Source organism: Chromohalobacter nigrandesensis (assembly GCF_023061285.1).
Lineage (GTDB): Bacteria > Pseudomonadota > Gammaproteobacteria > Pseudomonadales > Halomonadaceae > Chromohalobacter > Chromohalobacter nigrandesensis.
Map to the genome: position 1 here is coordinate 135,671 of NZ_JAKGAM010000005.1, position 23,462 is coordinate 159,132.

Genomic DNA, 23,462 nt, shown 5'->3' on the forward strand with positions numbered 1-23,462 from the left:
AATCAACTCCTTCCAGATAGACTCGGGGTTAGCCGAGTGCGAAATATGAGAACCACGCCTGCGAAGATGGCGAGCAGGTTGACCAGATAGCCACCCCAACCCAGCGAAACCGGTAAGATGCCCGCCAACGCAATCATGCCCAGAAGCACTCGTTCCACGATGCCGAGGTGCCGGGTGAGATAACCGTAAATGGCGCCGGTCGCGAACCAGACTCCCACCAGGGCCCCGATGAGTTGCCATATGATGTCGATAGGATCGGCCTGCATGACCAGCCCCGGTTCAAATACCATGACGAAGGGGATCAGGTAGGCCACCCAGCCCATGCGAAACGCTTGCCAACCGGTCTTCATCACTTCGGCCCCGGCCATGGTTGCAGCGGTAAAGCTTGCCAAGGCGACGGGGGGCGTGATCATCGACAGCATGCCGAAGTAGAGCAAGAACATGTGCGCAGCGATGGGTTCGATCCCGGCACGCACGAGTGCGGGGCCGATCAGGCTGGCCAGAAGCACGTAGACCCCGACGGTGGGCATTCCCATGCCCAGCACGACACTGACAAGTGCTGAAATAAGCAGCAGCAACATCAGGCTACCTTCCGCCATCGCCACCAGGTTCAGGGTCAGGGAGAACGCCAGGCCCGAGATGTTCAGGACGCCAATGACCATCCCGGCGGCAGAAGCGATGATGACGATCTCGATCATGCCCTTGCCCGCGTCGGGAAAGGCGCGCAGCAGGTCGCCCAGGCGGCTGCGTTTACCACGATAGGGCAGGAACAGCGCTAAAACGGCCAATGCCAGAGCGGCCGCGAGCGCGGCAAGTTCCGGGCGCCAGTTCAGGCCGAAGAGACCGAAGATGAGGATGACGAAGGGGGCGACGAACTGCCAACCGTCCGCTAAGACGTGCCGCAGCGGGCGAATTTCCACGTCGTCGGGCAATGACATGCCGTTCGATGCGGCGTGGGCATCGATGTAGAAGAAGATCGCCAGGTAATAGAGTAGTGAAGGGATTACCGCAGCCAAGATTACGGTGGCGAAAGAGATCTGGAGAAACTCGGCCATCAAGAAGGCAGCTGCCCCCATGATCGGCGGTGCAAGCTGCCCGCCGGTAGACGACAGGGCTTCGATGGCGGCGGCCATGTGGGGTTTGTATCCTGCTCGGCGCATTAGCGGCAGGGTGACGCCGCCCGACGCCGCCACATTGGCGACGGCGCTGCCCGAGACGCTGCCGAACAGAAAAGATGAAACCACTGCAATCTTTGCGGCTCCACCTCTGGAGCGCCCGACCAACGCCAGAGCCAAGTCGTTGAAGAACGCGCTACCGCCGGAACTGACGAGGAGCTGGCCGAGGAAGATGAACGAAAACACCATGCTGGCCGTCACCATCAGTGGTAAGCCGATCAGACCGTTGGTATCCATGACCACATAGATTGCAAGTCGGTCCCATAGGATTTGTCGCGTCATCCCGAAGGGGAGCAGGTAACCGACGAGGCCATAGGCTAAGAACAGGGCAACGATGATGGTCAGTCCTGGCCCGGTCAGCCGGCGCACGGCCTCGATCGTCAGCAAGCCGATGACCAGGCTGACGATCAGACCGTCCACAGGCCGATAGACCAATTCATTGACGATCGTGGGATAGCTCAGGGCGATATAGCCGGCGGCACAAAAGCCTGCCAGTGCCAGGAGCGGATCGAGGAAACGAAGCCGTCCGGTGAAGCGGGGAGCCACGAGGAAGGTCATGCCGAGCGCGAAGGCGAGGATCGCGGCCAGATACTGTTCGGTATAAAGGCTGAGCCCCAGTAACTGTGGGACATCGAGCGCTTGAAGAATGGCACAGAGGGTCATGATCGTGGCCAGCGTCATCGTCAGCAGGCCATAGGAAGTAGGTTGCCGCGGAGTGCCTGGAGACGAGGTAGTCATGGCTGTATCCATCAATCGGAAATTGGCGAGGTTAAGATCGCGCGGTGTGGGCACGGACATGGTTAAAATCTCCCACGGACAAGCCAGGTGCCATGCCCGTGGGTATGCGCGTCTTAGTTGTCAGTTCTTTCTTCGGTGTCCAATACGCTGAGTGCGCCGGGGTGGTAGGGCACGTCGATATCGACATACATGGCGTCGGGATCCATGTCCTGAAATGCACCGAAGGAGTCGACAAGCGCCTGCTTGTTGTCGCGGAGGATCGTGACGATACGCGCGACTTCTTCATCAGGGACGTGGGTCCCTACCACTAGCATGTAGTCATAGGCCATCATCGGCATGGGGCCATCAATGCCCGTTAGGCCTTCACGTGGCTCGATGGTATCCACGTAGGCTTGGGGAATGACGTCTTGAAGGCGCGCTTCCGCCTCGTCGCTTTCAGGCAAAGGGAGGAAATGGATGCCACCCACAGAGGCGTCAGCTTCCGTCACCTTGCCGGACCCTGCGGCGAAGAAGGCGCCATCGGCTTGGCCTGTTACGAAAGCGTTAACCCCGCGCACGATATTAGGCACCATGACTTGTTCGATGTCGGACGGCTCGAGCCCGCCAGCGGCGAGTATCGCGTCTAGCACGCGATTCATCGTGGCTTGGCTGGTGAAGCCATAGGTGACGGAATGTCCGGCCAGGTCAGCAACCGTCTGTATACCGCTATCGTCCCGAACGAAGACTCCTACCCGAAACGGATAGAGTCGCGCGGCAGGCGCAATATTTTCTAGAGCGTGGCCTTCGAAGTATCCATTTCCAGAAACCGCGTCGCTGACCTCGATGGCATTGGCAATGCCGAGGTCAAGTTCCCCCATGTCGATCAGAGGTAGGTAAGAGCTGGTACCCGCACTGGGTTGCACCAGTGCGTCAATGCCGTTTTCCGATAGAACGCGTGCAATCGCGGCGCCCATGGAATACCCGCTGGTGCCCTGGCCCATCGTACCGATGCCCAGTTGCTGTGCCTGCGTCGCCGACGCGAACAGGAGAAGCGCCGCAAAAGCGACAGTTTTTGTTTTGAAATAACTCATGTTGCCTCCTAAGACCTTCGCAAACGGCTTATGCCATGCTAGGACTTTTGATTGTGTAATAATCTCGTATTTTGAGACATTATCAATTTGTTTATGAGACCAAGAGTTAATTCTTCAGAAAAAGGTGATGTTCGGGCGGGGAAGCCAGCGTGAGCCTGAGTATCGCTCAATCATCTGGACTGTCGGTTCAAGATGACGGCGCCCCAAGATCTGCCGTTGGGGCGCCCGATAGTGTCTGTAGGTAGGAGGGTAATTGGCGTCACAGCACCCCTTTAGCTTTAGCCATATGGATGGCGATAGTATCCATCAGCGGTGGCGACAAGCAGTCATAGGGCTCCAGGCCCAGTTCCTTGAGTCGGCTACGTACCTGGTTCATGTTGTCCGGATCGGCTCCCGACTCGATGATCGAGGAGACAAAGGCGGCGAACTCCGGCGCTGCCCAGCCGGTATCGTTGGAGAGTTCCGTGTGGATGAAGTCCAGACCATGGAAAGGATGGCCGGTATCCTCGATGCGTCCGAACATATGGGCCCCGCACTGGGTACAGGCATGTCGCTGGATGGCTGCGGAGGTATCGACGACTTCCAGTTTGTCTTCATTTTCGGTGACACTGAGGCTGTCGCGGGGTACCACGGCTACCATCGAGAACAGGGCCCCTTCGGGCTTCCAGCACTTGGTACATCCACACACATGATTATGGGCGCATTGTGCTTTAACGGTTACCTCGACGGGGTTGTCGGTACAGCGGCAATGCAGTGAGGCGCCTTGGAAACTGTCGCTGCCGGCGCGCACACCGTTGTCAACGGCGGGATGGATCTTGATATTGCTCATGGAGGGGCTCCTCAGAAAGTGGTCATTGCACTAGTTGTGGTGGTGTGGAGTCTGGCTCGCTCTCGCCATTCTTGGTAGGGCGTCGAGATTGCTTCCTGTTTGCTATTCTCCAGATTCATGGGGTTCCATTTCTCTTGCTTTCAGCACTGCGTTCACCTCTGTCGTCTTGGGAGAGTCTGCACCTGCTGGTCATTTCCCCGTCAGTAATGCAGCACGGTACGAATGCTCTTGCCGGCGTGCAGCAACTCGAACGCCTCGTTGATCTCCTCGAACGCCATGTCCTGGGTGACGAATTCGTCGATCTTGAGCTTGCCATTCATGTAGTCGTCGACGTAGCTCGGCAATTCGCTGCGACCCTTGACGCCACCGAAGGCGGAGCCCTTCCAGACGCGCCCGGTGACCAACTGGAACGGGCGTGTGGAAATCTCTTCCCCAGCGCCGGCGACACCGATGATGATCGATTCGCCCCAGCCCTTGTGACAGCACTCCAGTGCGCTGCGCATGACGTTGACGTTGCCGATGCATTCGAAGGAATAATCGACGCCGCCATCGGTCAGGTCGACGATGACCTGCTGGATGGGGTCCGAGTAGTCCTTGGGATTGACGAAGTCGGTAGCGCCGAACTGACGCGCCAGGTCGAACTTGTCAGGATTGACGTCGATGGCGATGATACGGCTCGCCTTGGCCATCTGCGCGCCCTGGATGACCGCTAACCCGATGGCGCCCAGGCCGAATACGGCGACAGTGGCGCCCGGTTCGACCTTGGCCGTGTTCATCACCGCACCGATGCCGGTGGTGACGCCGCAGCCCAGCAGACAGATCTTGTCCAGCGGCGCCTCGGAGGAGACTTTGGCCAGCGAGACTTCCGGCAGCACGGTATATTCGCTGAACGTCGAGCAGCCCATGTAATGATGCAGCGACTGACCGTCCTTGGAGAAGCGCGAGGTGCCGTCGGGCATCACGCCCTTGCCTTGGGTCGCGCGGACCGCGCTGCACAGGTTGGTCTTGCCGGAGAGGCAGAACTTGCACTGACCGCACTCGGCGGTATACAGCGGGATGACGTGATCGCCGGGCTTGAGGCTGGTGACACCCTCGCCGACTTCCTGGACGACACCTGCCCCTTCGTGGCCCAGCACCGCGGGGAAGTTGCCTTCCGGATCGGCCCCGGAGAGGGTGAAAGCATCAGTATGGCAGACGCTGGTCGCCTTGATCTGAACCAGTACCTCGCCGACCTTGGGCCCTTCGACGTCGATCTCGGCAATCTCCAGCGGTTTGCCGGCTTCCCAGGCGATGGCGGCGCGTGATTTCATATCGGCTCCAATTTATAAATGCGAGGATAAAGTTTTAGGAAAAGATAAATATCTAGATTGATTACCTAATGGCGTGCTGCCTTTTAGGCCTAAAACTTTGTTGCGAATTTAAGGGAAGTATTCGTGAATGACTTCTAATTATATGCATATCAGTCTAGTTGTTAATGAGAAGCTTAAGATCGAAGTCAGGGTCTTCTATCTGCTCTTTAGTGGCGGATGCAGACCCTTCAATGAGTTTCCTGGCTAGTAAATGGTCGGCAGGTGAGTTGACCGACTCTACAGCCAGCAATCTATCGCCCCGCAGGCAGAATACTGAAAATCCTCTTTTGCCTGCTTGCTGGCGACGAACTGTCTGGTCATGACCCGCCGAAAGGCCGGCAATTTGCAGCTTGGTATCGAACTGGTCGCTCCAGAACCAGGGGACCTTGGTGTAGGCGATGCTCTGGCCCGTCAGTCTTTGAGCCAGGGTGCGCGCCTGGTCTACTGCGTTCTGCACCGATTCGAGCCGCACCCTGGCTGCGTCTGAAAAAGCGCTGGGGTAGCTGGCACAATCGCCGATGGCGGATATTGCCGGATCCGAGGTGGCTAGGTATTCATCGACCACGATGCCGTTGTCGACCTGCAGCCCGGACGCACGCGCCAGGGAGTCATTGGGGACGACGCCGACACCGGTCATGACAAGATCCGCATCGATTCGATCCTCATTCTCCAGCTCCACGCCACATACGTGGCCAGATGCATCTCCGAGAACTTCATTCACTTGAGCGTCGCAGCGAAATACCACGCCTTGCTCGCGATGCAATGCTGCCAAATAGTCAGCTGTGTCATTCGACAAGGCACGTGAGAAAGGACGAGATGCGGCTTCGACGACGGTCACTGTTATGCCCAGTTGCGCCGCTACTGCGGCGAACTCCATGCCGATGAAGCCCGCCCCTATAACGACGGCCTTTCGGCAACCGCTTAGGCGGTCACGTACCTGTTGAGCATCGGCCAGGCTTCTGAGTTCGCACACGCCTTCAAGCTCGATGCCAGGTAACGGTAAGCGGCGATTGCTCGCCCCGGTCGCCAGGACGAGATGATCGTAACTGAGGACCTCGTTGGAAGAGAGTCGAACCTGGCGCTGCTCTCGTTCAACTGAGTCGACGCATACGCCTTCGTAATATTCGATCTTCTTCTCCTGGAAGAAAGTCGACGGGCGAAACTGCAGATTGTCCGGTTCGACTTTTCCCAGGAGATAAGCTTTCGAAAGCGGGGGACGCTGGTAAGGGACACATGCCTCCTCGCCCACCAGTACGATACGCCCCGCATACTCCAGGTCTCGCAGCGAGACGGCGAGTTGTAGTCCCGCCTGTCCGGCCCCTACGATGACGCAGCATGGTTGCACGCTCATACCTGCGTCTCCGGTAGGTGCACTACTAGACCATCCATCTCGTCGGACACCACCAACTGGCAACTCAGGCGACTGCTTTCACGACGTTCGCTTGCTGCACATTCCAGCATTTCATCTTCGATTTCCTGCACGTCGGGTACGTGCTCGACAAACTCGGGATCCACATAGACATGGCAGGTGGCGCACATGGCAGACCCACCACACTCAGCCACGATGCCCGATATACCCTCGGCCATGGCGGCCTGCATGACACTGGTACCACTCTTGACCTCGACGGTCTGCCGTTCCCCGTTGGGGTGTACATAAGTGATGCTCGGCATGTGTACCTCCCTTACGCTGCGGTGACGGAAACAGGAATGTGTGCCCACCCACGCGTGGTATTGTTTAACTTCACTGTAGGTTCACTAGTCAGTTCAAGTGTCTTGACTCGCTTGAGTAGCGCCGACAGCAGGACTTCCGCCTCCAGGCGGGCAACCATCTGGCCGACACATCCATGAATCCCAGAACCAAAGGCAACATGGCCGGTAGCTTTACGCTGAATGTCGAAGTCATGCGGGTTTTCCCAGCGCCGAGGATCGCGATTGGCTGCACTCAAGAACATTAATACCTTTTCACCCTCGCCTAACTTGACACCTTCGACCTCTACCTCTCGAGTCGTCGTACGGAAGAAAGTCTGTACTGGTGAATCGTAACGAAGCGTTTCATCGAACACGTTGCGAACCAGGCTTGGGTTATTGCGCAAGATTTGCCACTGCTCAGGGTTAGCTGCCAAGCTACGTAAGGCGCACCCAATACCATTGACGGTAGTATCGAGTCCTGCGGTCAGCAGCGAACGCACTAGCATGCCTGCTTCATGTTCAGTGATTTCGCCCTGATCCGCGTGGGCGAAAATTTGCGCCCCGAAGCCATGCTCACTCAAGGCTTCACGACGACATTTATCGATAATCCATTCCGAGACTTCTGGCGCCTCGGCCATAGAAGCCTCGAACAGCGAGTTCCGTGGCCCAAAGGCGTTGAACGCAATATTGCCGTAACGCAACAGGTATTCCCGTTCATGGGCTGTCAGCCCCACGGCATCGGGAAAGACCTTGGTGGGAAACGCCTCGGCAAGATCCGTGGCAGCATCGAATTCGCCCCTCTGGATAACCTCATCGACTATCTTTTCTGCTGCAGTCTCAAAGTCGGAGCGCAGCTTTCGGACCGCTACTGGCGAGAGTACTTTCGTCATTATCGAGCGGGCGCGTGTATGCTCCGGCGGATCCTTTTCCAGCAGGATACTGGGCTCGCGCCAAGGTTTCTCCTTGCGAAAGTTGCTGATGCCCACTCCGGCCGAAGAGCAGAAGGTTTCCCAGTCATTCAACGTCGCATGCACGTTCTCGTAGCGTCCCAGCCCCCATAAACGGTACTGCTCCAGCCAGACGACTGGACCGGCTTCGCGCAGTTCTTCATGGAAATCAAATGGATCAGCCAGTATCCCAAGGTCGAAGGGGTCCTTGTCGACTACCGGTACTTTAGAATCGGTTTTAGCCTCAACCATGGCATGTCTCCTCGTATCACCTGTTGTCTGTGACAGCGCCTACCAGCTGCTGTGAATGTCAGCTTAGACACGAGTGTTGACTAGTCAACATTATCCCTTGGTATAATTCACTACTACCCTCCCCACGAGTCGGGTGATTTAATCTATATGAATCAGTGAGTTATAAATCCGCTGTGCTATTTATGATTTATATAATATTACGATAAAAAACCATGAGCCCAGATGTCGGCGGGGAAGTAATTCCTAAATGGGTGTATATTCTCATGATTTTTAAGGTTTTTTGGCTGAAAAGGATGGCCTGCAAATACACTTAAAACTTTTGTCTATGTTGACGAGTCAACATGTCGAGCCTAGCTTGTTCGTAAAGCAAACTAGCGTTCACCTGGCGAACACTTGGAGTTAAAAATAATGCATTCGTTCAGAGTGAAGTGAGCCAGCCTAACCTTATAATAAGAGGTGGCAATGATCGTGTTGAGCAATATAATCGTCGACGGATTGATATATGGCATACTGCTATTCATGATTGCAGTAGGCCTTTCCATTACGATGGGGCTAATGCGTTTTGTTAATTTGGCACATGGTGTGTTTGCCATGCTTGGTGGATATGTTGCCATAACGTTAATAAGTAGCGTGGGAATGCCATGGGTAGTTGGTGTCATGCTTGCAGTTGTAGTGGTGAGCTTGGTTTCGATCCCATTGGAGCGATTTTTGATTAGCCGAGTTTATGGGCGCACCGCTCTAGATCAAGTGTTGCTGACGATTGGAGTGACCTTTATTGCGATAGCATTAGCTAGTCTCATATTCGGCACCCGCATGAGCGCAATGCCCTTACCTGCACTTCTAAGCGGTTCGATGGATGTTGGTTTTAGGACCATGCCCGCGCAACGTATTTTGGTTCTTATTTCAGGCATACTCGTTTTCCTATCCCTCTGGCTGGTGATCGAAAAGACAACTTTCGGTATCCGGCTACGCGCCGCTGTCGACCATCCTGCTACGGCTAGCGCGGTTGGTATCAACACTCGACTCGTTGCTACGGTCGCCTTCGCGCTGGGGGCAGGTATGGCAGCTCTGGGTGGCATCGTAGGGTCTTCGTTGTTGCCTATCGAACCTTATTATCCTCTCAAATATATGGTGTTGTTTTTATCAGTGGTCGCTGTCGGAGGGCTAGGTAGCTTGGTCGGTACGCTGGCGAGCGCTCTAACCTTGGGCATGGTTGATACTGCCACTAAGTATCTAGCCCCTGAGTACTCTAGTATTCTTTTCTTTATTGCCATAATAATTATTATCAGCATGCGACCTAATGGCATGTTTGGGAGGGGAGTTAATGTTTGAGTCCAAAGTTGTTGCGAGTAACGCTGTTAAGCGCCATGTAAAAGTCCCGCTTTTGCCAGAGATTTGTATTCTCGTAGCGGGTGTTGTCTGTTTCTATATCTTTCCTTCTAATCTGGGGTTTCTTACTGAAATTGTTGTTATGGCACTTTTCGTGCTGTCTCTTGATCTACTGCTGGGGTATACGGGGATTGCCACGTTAGGTCAAGCAGCTATGTTTGGGGCGGGGGCATACTGTGCGGGACTATTTGCTATGTACGTACATCCTGACCCCCTCATTGGGCTGCTGGTTGCCGGCATTATTGGGGCAGGTATAGCTCTGGTAAGTGGGTCGTTCATGCTTCGGACTCATGGCCTATCGTTCATTATCCTGACGATCGCTGTGGCTGAGCTGCTCTTCGCAGCTGCTAATCAAGCTCAAGACATTACAGGAGGGGATAATGGACTTTATGGCTTTGCTGTTGCGCCATTATTCGGGATTTTCGAGTTCGATTTTTATGGGCGAACCGGTTTTTTTTATTCCCTGAGTATTTTAGCCTTGGCTTTCTTACTTATGCGGCAACTGGTTCGCTCACCCTTTGGTCTTGCCGCTAAGGGTTTGCGCGAAGATCAAGAACGTATGCGGGCATTGGGCTATCCCGTTTACCGTCATCTGATGATAATTTATGCCATTGCCGGGTCTATGGCGGGTGTCGCTGGCGGCTTATCGGCACAAACAGTGCAGGTTGTTGGTTTGCAGAGCCTCAGCTTCACACTTTCCGCCGAAGCTTTAGTCATGTTGATTCTCGGGGGCACGGGGCGTCTCTATGGAGCTCTCATCGGCACAGTAATTTTTATGGTGGTTCACCATATGGCGGCTGCTTTGGATCCCTCAACTTGGATGCTGTTTATCGGGCTGCTACTTGTTACCACCGTGCTTTTTCTACCCAAAGGGCTCATGCAGTTATTCGATATATTTATGGCGTGGATTAAAGTCGGGAGGCGTAGTGAATAATTCAATAACGTCAGACCCCTTGGCGCTTCCGCGCCTTGAAGTTTCAGGTCTTAAAAAAGCCTTTGGGGGCTTGGTTGTTGCCCAGAATATTGATCTAGTGCTCAAGGCCGGCGCGCGCACGGCACTGATTGGCCCCAACGGTGCAGGGAAGTCCACGTTCGTTAACCTGGTTACCGGCGTTCTTCAGCCAAGCTCCGGCTCCATCAAACTGGATGGCGAAGAGATTTCTAATCTACCACAGTCGGCACGTGTACGCAGAGGATTAGTTCGTTCCTTTCAGGTGACGCGATTGTTCAAGGATCTGACCGTTGCTGACAACTTGCGTTTAGCAATACTCCAACTCAGACGCCAGTCATTCACTTTCTTGCGTCGCATTGAACATGTCGAGGGACTTGATGCTGAGGTCGAACGTATTCTGGATATTCTAGGATTGGGCGATAGGGCTAGTAGCGAGGTTCGAGGCCTTGCATATGGCGAACAGAGACTGGTCGAGATTGCCTTGGTCTTGGCGCTCAAGCCGCGTGTTCTTCTACTGGACGAGCCCGCGGCCGGCGTTCCGCAGAGTGAGAGCGGTATCATTTTGCAAGCTGTCGAGGACTTGCCAGCAGATCTTGCTGTCTTGTTGATCGAGCATGATATGAACTTAGTTTTTAGATTTGCGACTCAAATCGCTGTATTGGTGAGCGGCGAGTTATTGGTAGAGGGCACACCAGAGGAAATTTCGAATAACAAAGAAGTGCGCGATATTTACCTGGGAGCGGGAGTATAAGATGACAATAAAGCAATCAACAGGGCTCACGGTTGAAAGTCTAAGAGCGGGTTATGACGGAACATGCATCATCGAAGATGTCACATTTGCCATACAGCGTGGCGAGCGATTGGGAATTTTGGGGCGCAACGGTGCTGGCAAGACGACTACCTTAGCCACCCTCATGGGGTTAACACAGTACCAGGGCGGTCTGCTTTACTTCGAGGGCCAAGATATCAGCCGCATGACGACATTCCAGCGGGCCCGAGCTGGACTAGGTTATGTTCCGCAAACACGGGACATCTTCACTTCGCTCAGTGTAGAGGAAAACCTTGTTGCTGGACTCGCGGGTCAGCCCAAAGAGCGCGTTGATGACGCATACAGTTGGTTTCCTCGTCTCAAGGAACGCCGATGTAACTATGGCAATCAACTCTCTGGGGGGGAACAGCAAATGCTGGCGGTGGCGCGCGCTTTGATGAGTGCTCCTTCGTTACTGTTACTTGACGAACCTCTGGAAGGGTTGGCACCGCTACTTGCTGAAGAATTAATGGGAAAAATCCGTACTTTAATTGATCATACCGGCATCGGTTGCATTTTGGTCGAGCAGCATGTCGATGTGGTTCTAAACTTCTCGACGCAGGTCTTGGTTCTGGAGCGAGGTGTTCCAGTATATCAAGGGACACCAGACGAGCTACGCAATAGACCGGATGTGCTCGAGGGTGCCATCGGCTTGGCCAAGACGGCCTAAGCTAACTAATAATAATACTTATCTCTTATCGCAGAAGGTAGATACCAATGCTAAAACTTAAGCTACTGCTCGCCACCTCTCTTGCAGCGACTACCTTAACCATGACGGCGCAGGCAGACGATCCAGTCAAGGTTGGGATAGTCGCTCCGCTCTCGGGGCCTTTTTCCGATTATGGCCAGCAATTCCGGCAAGCTATTGATGCCTACCAGGCTCAGCATGGCAAGTCCGTAGGTGGCCACAGTGTAGAGTTCATCTACAAGGATAATGGTGGGCCAGACCCCGGTCGAACACGGAGCGTAGCCCAGGAATTGATCGTGCAGGAGCAGGTCGATTACCTAGGAGGATTTGTGTTTACTCCTAACGCCTTGGCAGTTGCGCCCTTGATTAATAAGGCAAAAACTCCTGCCGTTATTTTCAACGCCGCTACATCCGCAATCACCCAGCAATCCGACTACTTTGTTAGAACATCTTACACTACTCCTCAGGTTAGTGTTCCTGTAGCCGTTTACGCTAAGGAAGAAGGTATTGATAAAGTAGTAACTTTGGTGACTGACTATGGCCCCGGCATCGATGCTGAGCAGGCGTTCGCTAAGCAGTTCGAAAAGGATGGTGGTGAGATTCTTCGGTCTGTCAGGATGCCGATGAATACGACCGATTTCGGCCCTTTTGTCCAAGGCGCAAAGTCGGAAGCGCCTGATGCTATATATGTGTTTCTTCCCGGTGGGCCACCTACGTATGGATTTGTGAAAGCCTATGCCGATAATGGTCTAATGGAAGAAGGCATTCGATTCCTAGGCACGGCAGAAACGCAAGAGCTTGATTTGCAAACTTTAGGAAGTTCTGCACTCGGCTTGCATACTGGTTTTCATTATTCGCAGGCCCATGACTCGCCCGAAAACCAAGCGTTTCTTGACTCTCTCCACTCGCTTTATCCAGACGCGATCGCCAACTGGGCTTCTGTGGGGGCTTATGATGGTGCGCATGTCATCTACAAGATGATTGAAGCCACAGGCGGTGAGAAAAAGCCGGAAGCTGCTGTCGACGCCGTTAAAGGCTTATCTTGGATCAGTCCACGGGGGCCTATGATGATTGATTCAGATTATCGTAGCCCGATTCAAAATGTATACATGCGAAAAGTGGTAAAGGGTGAGTCTGGTGAGCTCGTTAATAAAGAGTTTAAAGTATATGAAGAGCAGCCTGATTATGGGAGGTTTGAAGAATAAGAATTTTATAACCCTAGGCGGGAGTCTTTCTCGCCTAGGCTATCAGGTTGTTTAGGATGTTGCCGACCTGCCGACCTGCCGACCTGCCGACCTGCCGACCTGCCGACCTGCCGACCTGCCGACCTGCCGACCTGCCGACCTGCCGACCTGCCGACCTGCCGACCTGCCGACCTGCCGACCTGCCTGCCTACCTGCCTACCTTAAATTGATAATGCCGGAATTTCCTGCTAAAAGTGATGCGCCTTACTCCTTTATTCATGCTTGGCGAGACTTTTTTATGAGTCACCGTGTGCTAGATTTGGATCGTTACGTTCCGGCTTTGATTACGTTTGTTTCTAACAAGCTTTCAGCAGGGGCGTCATCTGTTTATCGAAAGAACTTTAACCTCGGGGTAACGGACTGGCGTATCATTGCCATGTTGGCAGTGGAGCCGAATATAACGGCGAGTCGAGTTGCGCAAGTAATCGGGCTGAATAAGGCAGCTGTCAGCCGTTCCCTTAAGTCGTTGCGAGATAGAAGTCTAGTTTCAGTGGTTTATGACAATAAAAATGAGCGGCGTAAGTTGGTTGCTTTAACACAGGAAGGCCTTAAAACCCATGATGATGTCATGAGCGTTGCGTTAGCGAGAGAGTCGCTTTTGCTTGAGCCATTAACAGACGACGAGGTCGATGTTTTTATTGGTATTTTGCAAAAGTTACACAAGCAGGTTGATGTGGTAAATGCGATGGATCCGTCAGAAGAAGAATCAAATGAAGTGTTTGGGTTGCCGGATGATAAGTTAAAACGACACACTATTGAAGTGAAGGATAGGGCTTGATTGTTATGTAATGTTTTTCATTTTGTGTCGAAGTTTTCGGTAAAGCTGTGGGCTTATTGTTTCAAGGGTTGTGGTCTATTAGAGGGTTTTTGGCTCTTTGAAATACACTAAGTGGCTAAATCTACTTGCTACCACCTAGGAATCATCACTGAGCGCCACTCAGTGAGTTTAATCACTGAGTGGCACTCAAGTCTTACAAGTCCAGTACTAACGTCTTGCTTTTGGCGCGGGAGCAGCACGGCGTGAACTGGTCGTTGGCGGCGTGTTCGTCGTCGTCGAGGTAAAGGTCGCGATGATCCGGCTCCCCCTCCAGAACGCGTGTCAGGCAGGTGCCACAGACGCCTTGTTCGCAGGAGACCATGATTTCGACGCCGTTTTCGCTCAGTACCTCGTAGACGCTCTTGTCCTTGGGTACCGAGAAGGTCGCGCCGCTGCTGGCGATCTTCACGTCGAAGCTTTCGTCGTCTTCGGAGGTCGTCTCCACACCACTGAAATACTCGGTATGCAATTGTGACGACGGCCAGCCCTGCGCCTTGCAGGTCGACATGACGTGCTCGATGAAACCACCGGGACCACAGACGTAGATGTGTGTGTCGTCGTCTGGCTCGCCAGTGATGTTCGCGACATCCAACTTGCCGGCTTCAGGGGTGTCGTCGCAGTAGAAATGCACGTGATCGGCGTATGCCGACTGCTCGAGGCGGTTGGCGAAGGCCATGCGCGTCCGTGAGCGGGCGCAATAGTGCATCTCGAACTCCGCCTTGGTGTGCGACAGGCGCTCGGCCATGCACAGGATCGGTGTGACACCGATGCCCCCGGCGAACAGCACCGAACGCTTGGCAGGTTCGAGAGGGAAGTGGTTCTTGGGCGCGCTGATCTGCAGCAGATCGCCTTCCTCGATCTCATCGTGCATGGCGACGGAGCCGCCGCGAGAGCTGGGTTCGCGCAATACACCGATGAAGTAGCGATCGCGCTCCTCGGGGTGGCCGCACAGCGAATATTGGCGAATCACGCCTTCCTTGACGCGCACGTCGACATGCGCGCCGGCACTGAAAGCTGGCAACGGGCGCCCGTGAGGGTCGGCCAACTCGTAGCTGACGATGTCCTCGGCTTCCAGGTGCTTTTGAGTGACTCTGACGAACAGAGACAGCGTACTATCGTTCATGGGATGACCTACTGCCGGGTAAACGGCGAACCGGGAAAGGATCGGCGCGCGCCGATCCTTTCGTTATGCAAGATCCATCAACTGGCGGTGGCGGCCTGCTGTTGCGGCTGCGCGTTCTCTGCTTCTGCCTTGAGGATTCGGTCGATGACGCGACGTGCCTGGACGCCGCCACCGTCGATGTTGAGCATCAGCAAGCGCCGTTCCGGATAACGGAGCAGATTGCGTTGTTGGGATTCGAGCATCTCCAGGTCTTCGGAGAAGATCTGCCCCTGGCCTTCGCGGATCTTCTCGGTCAGGGCTTCGTCCTGCGGATTGAAGTTGCGTGCCATGCCCCAGAAGTACCAGATCGAGGTCTCGGTTTCCGGCGTGATGAAGTCGACCACGATGCTCGACGCCTTGGCATCGGCCGGAGCGTCGTAGCCGCCCTTGCCAGCGTGCGCGACCCCGACCTCGATCAGGATGTGGCTGGGCGGCGTAAATCGGCAGATCTGCCAGCGGTCCACGGGCACGTCGTCGGCGAGGTTATTGCCGCGCAGCGCGGATTGCCAGAACGGCGGTGCGGTGATGTTTTCCATGTGACGAATGGTCAGCACTTCATCGCCGTTGACCTTGGTTTCCGGCGCGGATTCTTCGATTTCGGGCTGGCCGATGCTGGAGGCATGCACGTAGGTCTCATGGGTCAGGTCCATGAGATTGTCGATCATCAGTCGATAATCGCAGTTGATGTGGTACAGGCCGCCGCCATAGGCCCACTCAGGGTCGTTGGCCCAATGCAGCTCGGGGATTTGGTCGGGGTCGGCTTGCTCGGCATCGCCGGGCCAGACCCAGATAAAGCCATGCCGCTCGACGACGGGATAGGCATGAATGCTGGGGAAGCCTCGCACACGTTGTCCGGGCATGCTGGAGCATTTGCCTTCGCAGCCCATCTCCAGGCCGTGGTAACCGCATACCAGTTGACCGTCACGCACGAAGCCCAGGGACAACGGGGCGCCACGGTGAGGACAGAAGTCTTCCACGGCGGCGATTTGGCCACCTTCAGCGCGGAAGAAGACGATTTGTTCGTTGCAGATAGTGCGGCCCAGCGGCTTGTCTTCGACTTCATCCGGCATGCAGGCCACGTACCAAGTATTCTTGGGGAACATGGTAATATCTCTCCTCATTATGGGTAGGGAATCGTTATTCTTTGGATCCAAAGTAAAGGTTTTTGACCTACCTGACGTCAAGTTATCCTTTAGTTGGATCCAGAGAGCGAGCCATCGATAGGAGCGCGTAGATGCCGGAAAAATCGGAAAAAAATGGTCGCCTTAATGTCATCGCCAGTCTGCGCAAGCTCATCAGCGAAGGGGTCTACGCCCCTGGCGAACGCCTCAAGGAGCTGCATGTCGCCGAGCGGCTTCAGGTCTCGCGCATGCCGGTGCGCCTGGCCTTTCGTACGCTCGAGCAAGAGGGGCTGCTGCAGAAGACCGGCACGCGTGGCTATGTGGTGCGCCAATTCTCGGAAGAAGACGTGCTCTGTGCGGTGGAAGTGCGCGGTGCGCTCGAGGGGCTGGCGGCGCGACGCCTGGCGGAGCAGGGGGTGACCGAAGAGGTCGGCGCGCAGCTACGGGACTGCTTGTCGCGGGGCGAGGCGTTGCTGGAAAAAGGGCATCTGGTCAAGGCGGATATCGAGGTCTGGGCGACACTCAATCAGGAATTTCACCGTGCCATCGTCGGCGCGACCGGCAGCCGCGTCATCCACGATGCGATTGCCCGTAACGACCATCTGCCCTTCGCCTCGGCCGACTCGATCATCATTGATGATGCGGTACTGGACCGGGAGTACGGAAAACTGCGCATGGCGCACGCTCAACATCAGTTGGTATTCCAGGCCTTGTCGCGTGGTGAAGGGGCGCGGGCCGAGATGCTGATGCGCGAGCATGCCTATATCGGATTGCGTTACGGCACGCTCTTCGGTTTGGGGGAAGTGGGGCGTGCGTCGGAGACGACATGACGTGTTTGGATCCAAAGCGCTGGTGAGGCTATGGCTGACGTTGGCGGAATTCCTTCGGTGAGCAGGCGACGTGGCGTTTGAAAAAGCGCGTGAAATAGGCCGGTTCCTTGAAGCCCAGCCTTTCAGCGACCTGACCGATGGTCATGTTGGTGTAGGTCAAGTGACGCTTCGCCTCGAGAAGCACCCGCTCGTGCAGCAACTGCTGGGCGCTGCGTCCCGCCAGCCGTTGGCAGATCGCGCTGAGGTGTGCGCTGCTGATGCCTAGATGCGCGGCGAGTTCGGGAATGCTGGGCTGCTGGTGGTAGTGCGCTTCGATGAGCTGTTGAAAGCGGGCGAGGTGTGCCTCGCCGCGTTCATGATGACGCGAACGGCGGGCCTGGCGACGCGTGGCACGCCGTGAGGCAAGAACCAGCAAACTGTTGAGCAAGGCCTCGAGCAAGGCATCGCGCCCTTCGGCCGGCTGGCGGTACTCGGCATCGAGCTGGGCAACGAGCGTGGCGATGGGGGCGCGTTCGGCCTGTTCGGCCAATGGATAAAACCCCGCACGCGCCAGCACCTGGCCCTGGGGATGCAACGTATCGGCGATATGGGTCGCCAGCGGCATCGCCAGGGTGATGATGTGGCCATCGACATCGTGCGAGAAGCGAAACGCATGCACCGTCATCGCGGGGACGACGATCAGCAGCGGCCCCTGGACGCGCTGCACGTCGTCATCGAAGGTCAAGCGGACTTCACCATGGGCGATATGCAGGACATGCACCAGATCCGCATGGCGGTGCGGACGTATGTGCCAGTCGTGCAGACGGCTGCGTTCGGCGATGGACTCACAGTGCAGCAGGTCCGGCGTCGGCCATTGATGCGTCTCGCCATAGAGTTGAAAGACCGGGATGGCACCTTGTTGCCGTGTCGTCATGCCCTTTTCCTGTTCGACGAAGGTCGATACTTCGACCAAAGTTACGTACTGATCTTGGGAAAGTATAAAATCATCCGGGGATTTTGTCTTATTCGTGGCTTTTTATCGGTGAAAAATGCAACCCGATGACTGAGCAACGCTCAGCGCCGAATAAGAGGAGATCACCATGAAAACCCAAGTCGCGATCATCGGTGCCGGCCCCTCGGGGCTGCTGTTGGGGCAATTGCTGCAGCGCGTGGGGATCGACAACGTCATCCTCGAGCGGCGCAGCGGCGAATACGTCTTGAGCCGCATTCGTGCCGGTGTGCTCGAGCAGGGCATGGTCGATCTGCTGCGCGAAGCCGGTGTCGACCGCCGCATGGACAAAGAAGGCTTGCCGCACGATGGCGTCGAGCTGGCCTTCGACAATCGCCGAGTGCGTGTCGACCTGGCGGGGCATACCGGCGGCAAGCAGGTTATGGTCTACGGCCAGACCGAAGTGACGCGTGACCTGATGGAAGCGCGCGAGGCCGAGGGCGGTCAGACCCTCTATGAAGTGGATAACGTGCAGCCCTACGATCTCGATAGTGGCGCACCCTACGTGACCTTCGAGAAGGACGGCGAAACGCGGCGGCTCGATTGCGACTATATCGCGGGCTGTGACGGCTATCACGGCGTCTCGCGCCAGTCGATTCCCGAAGACCGGCTGAAGACCTTCGAACGCGTCTATCCGTTTGGCTGGCTGGGATTGCTCTCCGATACGCCGCCGGTCTCCGACGAGTTGATCTATGCCCGCCACGAGCGGGGATTCGCCCTATGCAGCATGCGCTCCCAGACACGTAGCCGCTATTACGTGCAGGTACCGCTGGAAGAAAAGGTCGAGGACTGGTCGGACGAACGCTTCTGGGACGAACTCCGGCGTCGTCTCCCCGAGGACGTTGCCGCCAACCTGGTGACGGGGCCCTCTCTGGAAAAGAGCATCGCGCCGTTGCGCAGCTTCGTGGTCGAGCCCATGCAATACGGCCGCCTGTTCCTGGTCGGCGATGCTGCGCATATCGTGCCGCCGACGGGCGCCAAGGGACTCAACCTGGCGGCCAGCGACGTCAATACGCTGTACCGGTTGATGCTCAAGGTGTATCACGAAGGCCGCACCGATTTGGTGCCGCGTTACTCCCAGACCTGCCTCAAGCGCGTCTGGAAGGCCGAGCGCTTTTCGTGGTGGATGACCTCGATCCTCCACAAGTTCTCCGAGGAAGAAGACTTTGGTTCTCGCATGCAGCAAGCCGAATTGGACTATGTCACTGGCTCCGAGGCAGGCTTGACCACCATCGCCGAGAACTACGTGGGCTTGCCCTACGAGCCGCTGGAATCTTGAGCGGGTGTTGCGGCGAAGTCGCCATGTATCGAGACCATTGGGTATTACTATTAGTCTGCGTATTAAATGCCCGGCTAGTCTCGCATGACAGCGACGCGACCCAGCGAGGTTGCGTCTTCGTACGTCGATTGAGGTGAGAGACATGACACAAGCACCGTTGTTTGCCGGCCAGGATACCCAGCCGATTGCGGGAGAATGGCGGCAAGGCCGCGCCGAGCGTCGTCTGAGCGTGACCAATCCGTATTCCGGGGAGACATTGCTCGAGTTGGCCATGGCCGATCGGCAGGACCTGGACGATGCTTACCGCCAAGCCCAGGTGGCCCAGGCCGAATGGGCGGCGATGGGTCCCAACGCCCGCGGCGATGTCATGCGCCGGGCGGTGACGATTTTCGATGAGCGCCGTGACGAGATCATCGATTGGATCATCCGTGAATCCGGCAGTACCCGCATCAAGGCGCAGATCGAATGGGGCGCGGCGCGGGCGATCACTCAGGAAGCGGCCAGCATGCCGACGCGGGCGCACGGGCGTATTCTGCCCTCGGACATCCCCGGCAAGGAAAGCCGTGTCTATCGGGCGCCGTTGGGCGTGGTGGGCGTCATCAGCCCCTGGAACTTTCCGCTCAACCTGAGCGCTCGCTCGGTCTCGCCAGCGTTGGCGTTAGGTAACGCGGTGGTCATCAAGCCGGCGAGCGACACGCCCATTACCGGGGGACTGCTCTTGGCGCGCATCTTTGAAGAAGCCGGGCTGCCGGCAGGGGTGTTGAGCGTCCTCGTCGGCGCCGGTTCCGAGATCGGCGACGCCTTCGTCGAGCATCCCGTGCCGTCGCTGATCACCTTCACTGGGTCGACGCCGGTGGGCCTCAACATCGGGCGCCTGGCCAGCGGCGGCAAGCATCTCAAGCATGTCGCGTTGGAGCTGGGCGGTAACAGCCCCTTCGTGGTGCTGGCGGATGCCGATGTCGAGCAAGCGGTCGATGCGGCGGTGATGGGCAAGTTCCTGCACCAGGGCCAGATCTGCATGGCGATCAATCGCATCATCGTCGAAGCACCGCTGCTGGAGGCGTTCACGGCGCGCTTCGTCGAACGCGTCAAGGCGCTGCGCTACGGTGATCCCGCCGATGCCGAGACCGCCGTGGGACCGATCATCAATGCCAAGCAGTTGGATGGACTCCAGACCAAGATCGCCAAGGCGCAGGCCGAAGGGGCTAAACTGCTGACCGGCGGCGAGGCACAAGGCAACGTGCTGCCCCCGCATGTGTTCGGCGATGTCACGGCAGAAATGGAAATCGCCGAGGAAGAAATCTTCGGGCCGTTGGTGGGTATTCAGTCAGCGCGCGATGAAGCGCATGCGCTGGAACTGGCCAATCGCACCGAGTTTGGCCTCTCCAGCGCGGTCTTTACCCAGAACCTGGAACGCGGCGTACGCTTTGCGCAGAACATCAAGGCGGGCATGACCCACGTCAACGATATTCCTGTGAACGACGAACCGCATGCGCCGTTCGGCGGTGAAAAGAACTCCGGCCTGGGCCGTTTCAACGGTGACTGGGCGATCGATGAATTCACCACCGAACACTGGATCACGCTACAGCACGAGCCGCGCCAGTATCCGTTCTAGTTTGCATGCGGTAATGACGACACCACCGGGCCGTATCGTGGCCCGGTAATCATGCGCCTCCACCACAGGATGGCGAGGGGCATTCACCAAACTGTTGTGGGGAACCTTCCATGCAAATCAAAGCGGCCGTTACCCGAGGCAAGGGCGAACCTTTCTCTGTGGAAACCTTGGCATTGACCGAGCCGGGAGCCAAGGAGCTGCGCTTGCGGATCGTGGCCACGGGTGTATGCCACACGGATGCCGTGGCGCGCGAGATGGGGCTGACGCCATTCCCTGTGGTGCTAGGCCACGAGGGTGCGGGCATCGTCGAGGCCGTGGGCAGCGAAGTCACGGCGTTTGCGCCGGGGGATCATGTCGTCCTGTCTTTCGCCCATTGCGGTGGATGCGAGCACTGTCTGACCGGGTATCCGAGTGCTTGTATGCGCATGAATGAATTGAACTTCGGTGGTCGTGCCGAGAATGGGGCTTGCTATCTGCACCATGGGGACGAAGAGGTCTCCACCTTCTTTGGACAGTCGTCGTTCGGTTCTCACGCGGTGGTTCATGAGCGCAACGTGGTCAAGGTGGATCCGGATCTCGATTTGGGTGTGCTGGCACCACTGGGCTGTGGTATCCAGACGGGGAGCGGCACGGTCTTCAACCGCCTCAAACCCGCGTTTGGCAGCAGCCTGGTGGTCTACGGCTGCGGTGCGGTTGGGCTGAGCGCCATCATGGCGGCGCGTATCGCCGGTTGTTCACGGATCATCGCCGTCGACGTACACGATAACCGCCTGACCCTCGCCAAGGAGTTGGGGGCCACGCACGCTTTCAACGGCAGCCAGGTGGACGTGGTAGAAGAGATTCGCGCCGTGACCGGCGCGGGCGCGCACTACGCTGTCGAAACGACCGGCGTGCCGCAGGTCGTGCGTCAGGGGCTGCATGCGTTGCGTCCCCTGGGGCAGCTGGCCATTGTTGGCGTGACCCCGGAAGTCACGTTGGATGTTCACAATGACCTGATGGCGGAAGGTAAGACCATGATGGGCGTTATCGAGGGAGATTCGGTGCCCAAGGTGTTTATCCCCCAGCTCATCGAATACTACCGCCAGGGGCAATTTCCCTTCGATAAGCTCATTACGTTTTATGAGTTCGACGCATTGGAAGACGCGTTTTCGGATTCCAAGTCCGGCAAGACCATCAAGCCTGTGGTGCGGATGAATTCATAGATTCATACGCGTCTTGGAAGAGCTGGATCACGCTACAGCACGAGCCGCGCCAGTATCCGTTCTAGTTTGTGATGTGGTCGTGGTGAGGTATTGAGGTCGAGCGTGGAAACAAGCGGCCCGCTTCGTTGCAACGGGGCGGGCCGCCTCAACACGCCTACGACGCTTGAATGTCGCGTTAGCCAAACAGCTTTTTCAGCGTATGCGGCTGGCTACGCAGATACTGCTTCGGGGCGTGGACGCTGGCGCCGAGCTTGGCGGCGGCGTGCCACGGCCAGCGCGGATCAAAGAGCATGCCGCGGGCCAGGGCAACAGCGTCCGCCTCACCGCTGAACACGATGCCTTCGGCCTGTTCCGGCTCGGTGATCAGTCCCACCGCGATCACCGACATGGCGACCTCCTGCTTCATGCGACGAGCGAACGGCACCTGATAGTTGGGGCCGACATCGAGCGTTTGGCGCGGATCGAGACCGCCGCCGGAGCAGTCGATGAAGCTGCAGCCACGGGCGTCGAGTGCCTTGGCCAATTCGACGCTCTGCTCCAGATCCCAGCCGCCTTCGACCCAGTCGCTTCCGGAGATGCGGATACCCACTGGCTTGTCGTCCGGGAACACCTCACGCACGGCATCGAAGATCTCCAGCACGATTCGCATGCGGTTTTCCAGACTACCGCCGTACGCGTCGTCGCGCTGATTCGAAAGCGGCGACAAGAACTCATGCAATAGATAGCCATGTGCCGCGTGCAGTTCGATCAGCTCGAAGCCGAGACGCTCGGCGCGCTGGGCCGAGGCGACGAAGTTCGCCTTGAGCTGCTCGATATCAGCAAGGCTCATCGCTTGTGGCGGACGTTGCCCGTCCTGATACGCGATGGCGGAAGGCGCCACGGTCTGCCAGCCGCCTTCATCGAGGCTGAGTTGCGCGCCGCCGTCCCAGGGCGCCTGGCAGGACGCCTTGCGACCCGCGTGACCCAACTGGATGCCGACCGGCATCGGCGAATGGGCACGAATCGACTCGAGTACACGCGCCATTGCCTGCTCGTTATCGTCCGAATAAAGCCCCACATCGCCGGAGGTGATGCGTCCTTCCGGCGCGACGGCGGAGGCCTCGACGATCAACAGCCCTGCGCCGGAGAGCGCCAGGTTACCGAGATGGATCGTGTGCCAGTCGGTCATGCTGCCGTTAGCGTCGGCGGAGTATTGGCACATCGGTGAAATGACGATGCGATTGGCCAATTCGAGATCGCCGAGCGTTAGCGGCGAGAAAAGCTTAGAGGATGCCATGAAAACGTTCCTGAAGCGAATGATGGCAAGAATGTAGCTTGC

At 56.8% G+C, this 23,462-nt stretch carries 21 protein-coding genes; 10 read left to right on the plus strand and 11 right to left on the minus strand.

Annotated elements, in window-relative coordinates; genetic code table 11:
* Nucleotides 1–2 precede the first annotated feature (2 nt).
* From L1073_RS08675 to L1073_RS08705, 7 genes are all read right to left on the minus strand, one after another.
* Entirely contained in the window at nucleotides 3–1,973 is a 1,971-nt protein-coding gene (locus tag L1073_RS08675) for a TRAP transporter permease (protein ID WP_246898488.1), read from the minus strand.
* Nucleotides 1,974–2,026: 53 nt separating this feature from the next.
* Complete coding sequence (locus L1073_RS08680; RefSeq protein ID WP_246898489.1) at nucleotides 2,027–2,983, minus strand: TAXI family TRAP transporter solute-binding subunit; 957 nt, start codon at nucleotides 2,981–2,983, stop codon at nucleotides 2,027–2,029.
* Nucleotides 2,984–3,242: 259 nt separating this feature from the next.
* Nucleotides 3,243–3,812, minus strand: a complete 570-nt coding sequence (gene gfa, locus L1073_RS08685; RefSeq protein WP_246898491.1) for an S-(hydroxymethyl)glutathione synthase — start codon at nucleotides 3,810–3,812, stop codon at nucleotides 3,243–3,245.
* A 200-nt stretch (nucleotides 3,813–4,012) separates the two neighbouring features.
* Nucleotides 4,013–5,122, minus strand: a complete 1,110-nt coding sequence (locus L1073_RS08690; protein ID WP_246898492.1) for an S-(hydroxymethyl)glutathione dehydrogenase/class III alcohol dehydrogenase — start codon at nucleotides 5,120–5,122, stop codon at nucleotides 4,013–4,015.
* A gap of 154 nt (nucleotides 5,123–5,276) precedes the next feature.
* Nucleotides 5,277–6,512 carry an NAD(P)/FAD-dependent oxidoreductase gene (locus L1073_RS08695; RefSeq protein WP_246898494.1) on the minus strand — a complete coding sequence of 412 codons (1,236 nt, stop codon included), beginning with the start codon at nucleotides 6,510–6,512 and terminating at the stop codon, nucleotides 5,277–5,279.
* Nucleotides 6,509–6,832, minus strand: coding sequence for a 2Fe-2S iron-sulfur cluster-binding protein (locus L1073_RS08700; protein WP_246898495.1), 324 nt, complete (start codon nucleotides 6,830–6,832; stop codon nucleotides 6,509–6,511). The genes L1073_RS08695 and L1073_RS08700 overlap by 4 nt, the downstream gene beginning before the upstream one ends.
* Nucleotides 6,833–6,843: 11 nt before the next feature.
* The gene (locus tag L1073_RS08705) at nucleotides 6,844–8,049 is read right to left on the minus strand and encodes a cytochrome P450 (protein WP_246898496.1); all 1,206 of its coding nucleotides are present in this window, start codon (nucleotides 8,047–8,049) and stop codon (nucleotides 6,844–6,846) included.
* Between the two features lie 462 nt (nucleotides 8,050–8,511).
* On the opposite strand from L1073_RS08705, the gene L1073_RS08710 reads away from it, so the two are divergent.
* The 6 genes from L1073_RS08710 (at nucleotide 8,512) to L1073_RS08735 (ending at nucleotide 13,908) form a co-directional block, all read left to right on the plus strand.
* Nucleotides 8,512–9,381, plus strand: a complete 870-nt coding sequence (locus L1073_RS08710; protein ID WP_246898498.1) for a branched-chain amino acid ABC transporter permease — start codon at nucleotides 8,512–8,514, stop codon at nucleotides 9,379–9,381.
* A complete protein-coding gene (locus tag L1073_RS08715; protein WP_246898500.1) occupies nucleotides 9,374–10,372 on the plus strand; it encodes a branched-chain amino acid ABC transporter permease in 999 nt (332 codons plus the stop codon). Before L1073_RS08710 ends, L1073_RS08715 begins: the two co-directional genes overlap by 8 nt.
* Nucleotides 10,365–11,141, plus strand: a complete 777-nt coding sequence (locus tag L1073_RS08720; protein WP_246898502.1) for an ABC transporter ATP-binding protein — start codon at nucleotides 10,365–10,367, stop codon at nucleotides 11,139–11,141. Before L1073_RS08715 ends, L1073_RS08720 begins: the two co-directional genes overlap by 8 nt.
* Before the next feature lies 1 nt (nucleotide 11,142).
* Complete coding sequence (locus L1073_RS08725; protein ID WP_246898503.1) at nucleotides 11,143–11,868, plus strand: ABC transporter ATP-binding protein; 726 nt, start codon at nucleotides 11,143–11,145, stop codon at nucleotides 11,866–11,868.
* A 47-nt stretch (nucleotides 11,869–11,915) separates the two neighbouring features.
* The gene (locus tag L1073_RS08730) at nucleotides 11,916–13,091 is read left to right on the plus strand and encodes an ABC transporter substrate-binding protein (protein ID WP_246898504.1); all 1,176 of its coding nucleotides are present in this window, start codon (nucleotides 11,916–11,918) and stop codon (nucleotides 13,089–13,091) included.
* Nucleotides 13,092–13,368: 277 nt separating this feature from the next.
* Nucleotides 13,369–13,908 (plus strand): MarR family winged helix-turn-helix transcriptional regulator, encoded by a 540-nt coding sequence (locus tag L1073_RS08735; protein WP_246898506.1) that lies wholly within the window; start codon nucleotides 13,369–13,371, stop codon nucleotides 13,906–13,908.
* Between the two features lie 193 nt (nucleotides 13,909–14,101).
* On the opposite strand, the gene L1073_RS08740 is transcribed toward L1073_RS08735, so the two are convergent.
* Nucleotides 14,102–15,070 carry a PDR/VanB family oxidoreductase gene (locus L1073_RS08740; protein WP_246898507.1) on the minus strand — a complete coding sequence of 323 codons (969 nt, stop codon included), beginning with the start codon at nucleotides 15,068–15,070 and terminating at the stop codon, nucleotides 14,102–14,104.
* 77 nt (nucleotides 15,071–15,147) lie between these two features.
* On the minus strand, nucleotides 15,148–16,212 hold the full coding sequence (locus L1073_RS08745) for an aromatic ring-hydroxylating dioxygenase subunit alpha (RefSeq protein ID WP_246898508.1): 1,065 nt from the start codon (nucleotides 16,210–16,212) through the stop codon (nucleotides 15,148–15,150).
* A gap of 131 nt (nucleotides 16,213–16,343) precedes the next feature.
* On the opposite strand from L1073_RS08745, the gene L1073_RS08750 reads away from it, so the two are divergent.
* Entirely contained in the window at nucleotides 16,344–17,060 is a 717-nt protein-coding gene (locus L1073_RS08750; protein WP_246898510.1) for a GntR family transcriptional regulator, read from the plus strand.
* A gap of 28 nt (nucleotides 17,061–17,088) precedes the next feature.
* Here L1073_RS08750 and L1073_RS08755 read toward each other — a convergent pair whose 3' ends face one another.
* Nucleotides 17,089–17,973: a helix-turn-helix domain-containing protein gene (locus L1073_RS08755; RefSeq protein WP_246898512.1), complete on the minus strand. Its 885-nt coding sequence runs from the start codon at nucleotides 17,971–17,973 to the stop codon at nucleotides 17,089–17,091.
* Between the two features lie 166 nt (nucleotides 17,974–18,139).
* Between L1073_RS08755 and pobA the strand changes: the two genes are divergently transcribed.
* The 3 genes from pobA to L1073_RS08770 all read left to right on the plus strand — a co-directional run bounded on the left by pobA (nucleotide 18,140) and on the right by L1073_RS08770 (nucleotide 22,144).
* Complete coding sequence (gene pobA / locus L1073_RS08760; RefSeq protein WP_246898514.1) at nucleotides 18,140–19,327, plus strand: 4-hydroxybenzoate 3-monooxygenase; 1,188 nt, start codon at nucleotides 18,140–18,142, stop codon at nucleotides 19,325–19,327.
* A gap of 142 nt (nucleotides 19,328–19,469) precedes the next feature.
* Nucleotides 19,470–20,942 carry an aldehyde dehydrogenase family protein gene (locus L1073_RS08765; RefSeq protein WP_246898516.1) on the plus strand — a complete coding sequence of 491 codons (1,473 nt, stop codon included), beginning with the start codon at nucleotides 19,470–19,472 and terminating at the stop codon, nucleotides 20,940–20,942.
* 110 nt (nucleotides 20,943–21,052) lie between these two features.
* Nucleotides 21,053–22,144: an NAD(P)-dependent alcohol dehydrogenase gene (locus tag L1073_RS08770; RefSeq protein ID WP_246898518.1), complete on the plus strand. Its 1,092-nt coding sequence runs from the start codon at nucleotides 21,053–21,055 to the stop codon at nucleotides 22,142–22,144.
* Between the two features lie 175 nt (nucleotides 22,145–22,319).
* Here the strand turns inward: L1073_RS08770 and L1073_RS08775 are convergent, their stop codons facing one another.
* Nucleotides 22,320–23,420, minus strand: coding sequence for an NADH:flavin oxidoreductase/NADH oxidase (locus L1073_RS08775; RefSeq protein ID WP_246898520.1), 1,101 nt, complete (start codon nucleotides 23,418–23,420; stop codon nucleotides 22,320–22,322).
* Between the last annotated feature and the right edge of the window lie 42 nt (nucleotides 23,421–23,462).

Coding starts and splice junctions, on each gene's coding strand:
- L1073_RS08675 (WP_246898488.1), bottom strand. CDS start 1,973: ATGTCCGTGCCCACACCGCGCGATCTTAACCTCGCCAATTTCCGATTG.
- L1073_RS08680 (WP_246898489.1), bottom strand. CDS start 2,983: ATGAGTTATTTCAAAACAAAAACTGTCGCTTTTGCGGCGCTTCTCCTG.
- gfa (WP_246898491.1), bottom strand. CDS start 3,812: ATGAGCAATATCAAGATCCATCCCGCCGTTGACAACGGTGTGCGCGCC.
- L1073_RS08690 (WP_246898492.1), bottom strand. CDS start 5,122: ATGAAATCACGCGCCGCCATCGCCTGGGAAGCCGGCAAACCGCTGGAG.
- L1073_RS08695 (WP_246898494.1), bottom strand. CDS start 6,512: ATGAGCGTGCAACCATGCTGCGTCATCGTAGGGGCCGGACAGGCGGGA.
- L1073_RS08700 (WP_246898495.1), bottom strand. CDS start 6,832: ATGCCGAGCATCACTTATGTACACCCCAACGGGGAACGGCAGACCGTC.
- L1073_RS08705 (WP_246898496.1), bottom strand. CDS start 8,049: ATGGTTGAGGCTAAAACCGATTCTAAAGTACCGGTAGTCGACAAGGAC.
- L1073_RS08710 (WP_246898498.1), top strand. CDS start 8,512: ATGATCGTGTTGAGCAATATAATCGTCGACGGATTGATATATGGCATA.
- L1073_RS08715 (WP_246898500.1), top strand. CDS start 9,374: ATGTTTGAGTCCAAAGTTGTTGCGAGTAACGCTGTTAAGCGCCATGTA.
- L1073_RS08725 (WP_246898503.1), top strand. CDS start 11,143: ATGACAATAAAGCAATCAACAGGGCTCACGGTTGAAAGTCTAAGAGCG.
- L1073_RS08730 (WP_246898504.1), top strand. CDS start 11,916: ATGCTAAAACTTAAGCTACTGCTCGCCACCTCTCTTGCAGCGACTACC.
- L1073_RS08735 (WP_246898506.1), top strand. CDS start 13,369: ATGAGTCACCGTGTGCTAGATTTGGATCGTTACGTTCCGGCTTTGATT.
- L1073_RS08740 (WP_246898507.1), bottom strand. CDS start 15,070: ATGAACGATAGTACGCTGTCTCTGTTCGTCAGAGTCACTCAAAAGCAC.
- L1073_RS08745 (WP_246898508.1), bottom strand. CDS start 16,212: ATGTTCCCCAAGAATACTTGGTACGTGGCCTGCATGCCGGATGAAGTC.
- L1073_RS08750 (WP_246898510.1), top strand. CDS start 16,344: ATGCCGGAAAAATCGGAAAAAAATGGTCGCCTTAATGTCATCGCCAGT.
- L1073_RS08755 (WP_246898512.1), bottom strand. CDS start 17,973: ATGACGACACGGCAACAAGGTGCCATCCCGGTCTTTCAACTCTATGGC.
- pobA (WP_246898514.1), top strand. CDS start 18,140: ATGAAAACCCAAGTCGCGATCATCGGTGCCGGCCCCTCGGGGCTGCTG.
- L1073_RS08765 (WP_246898516.1), top strand. CDS start 19,470: ATGACACAAGCACCGTTGTTTGCCGGCCAGGATACCCAGCCGATTGCG.
- L1073_RS08770 (WP_246898518.1), top strand. CDS start 21,053: ATGCAAATCAAAGCGGCCGTTACCCGAGGCAAGGGCGAACCTTTCTCT.
- L1073_RS08775 (WP_246898520.1), bottom strand. CDS start 23,420: ATGGCATCCTCTAAGCTTTTCTCGCCGCTAACGCTCGGCGATCTCGAA.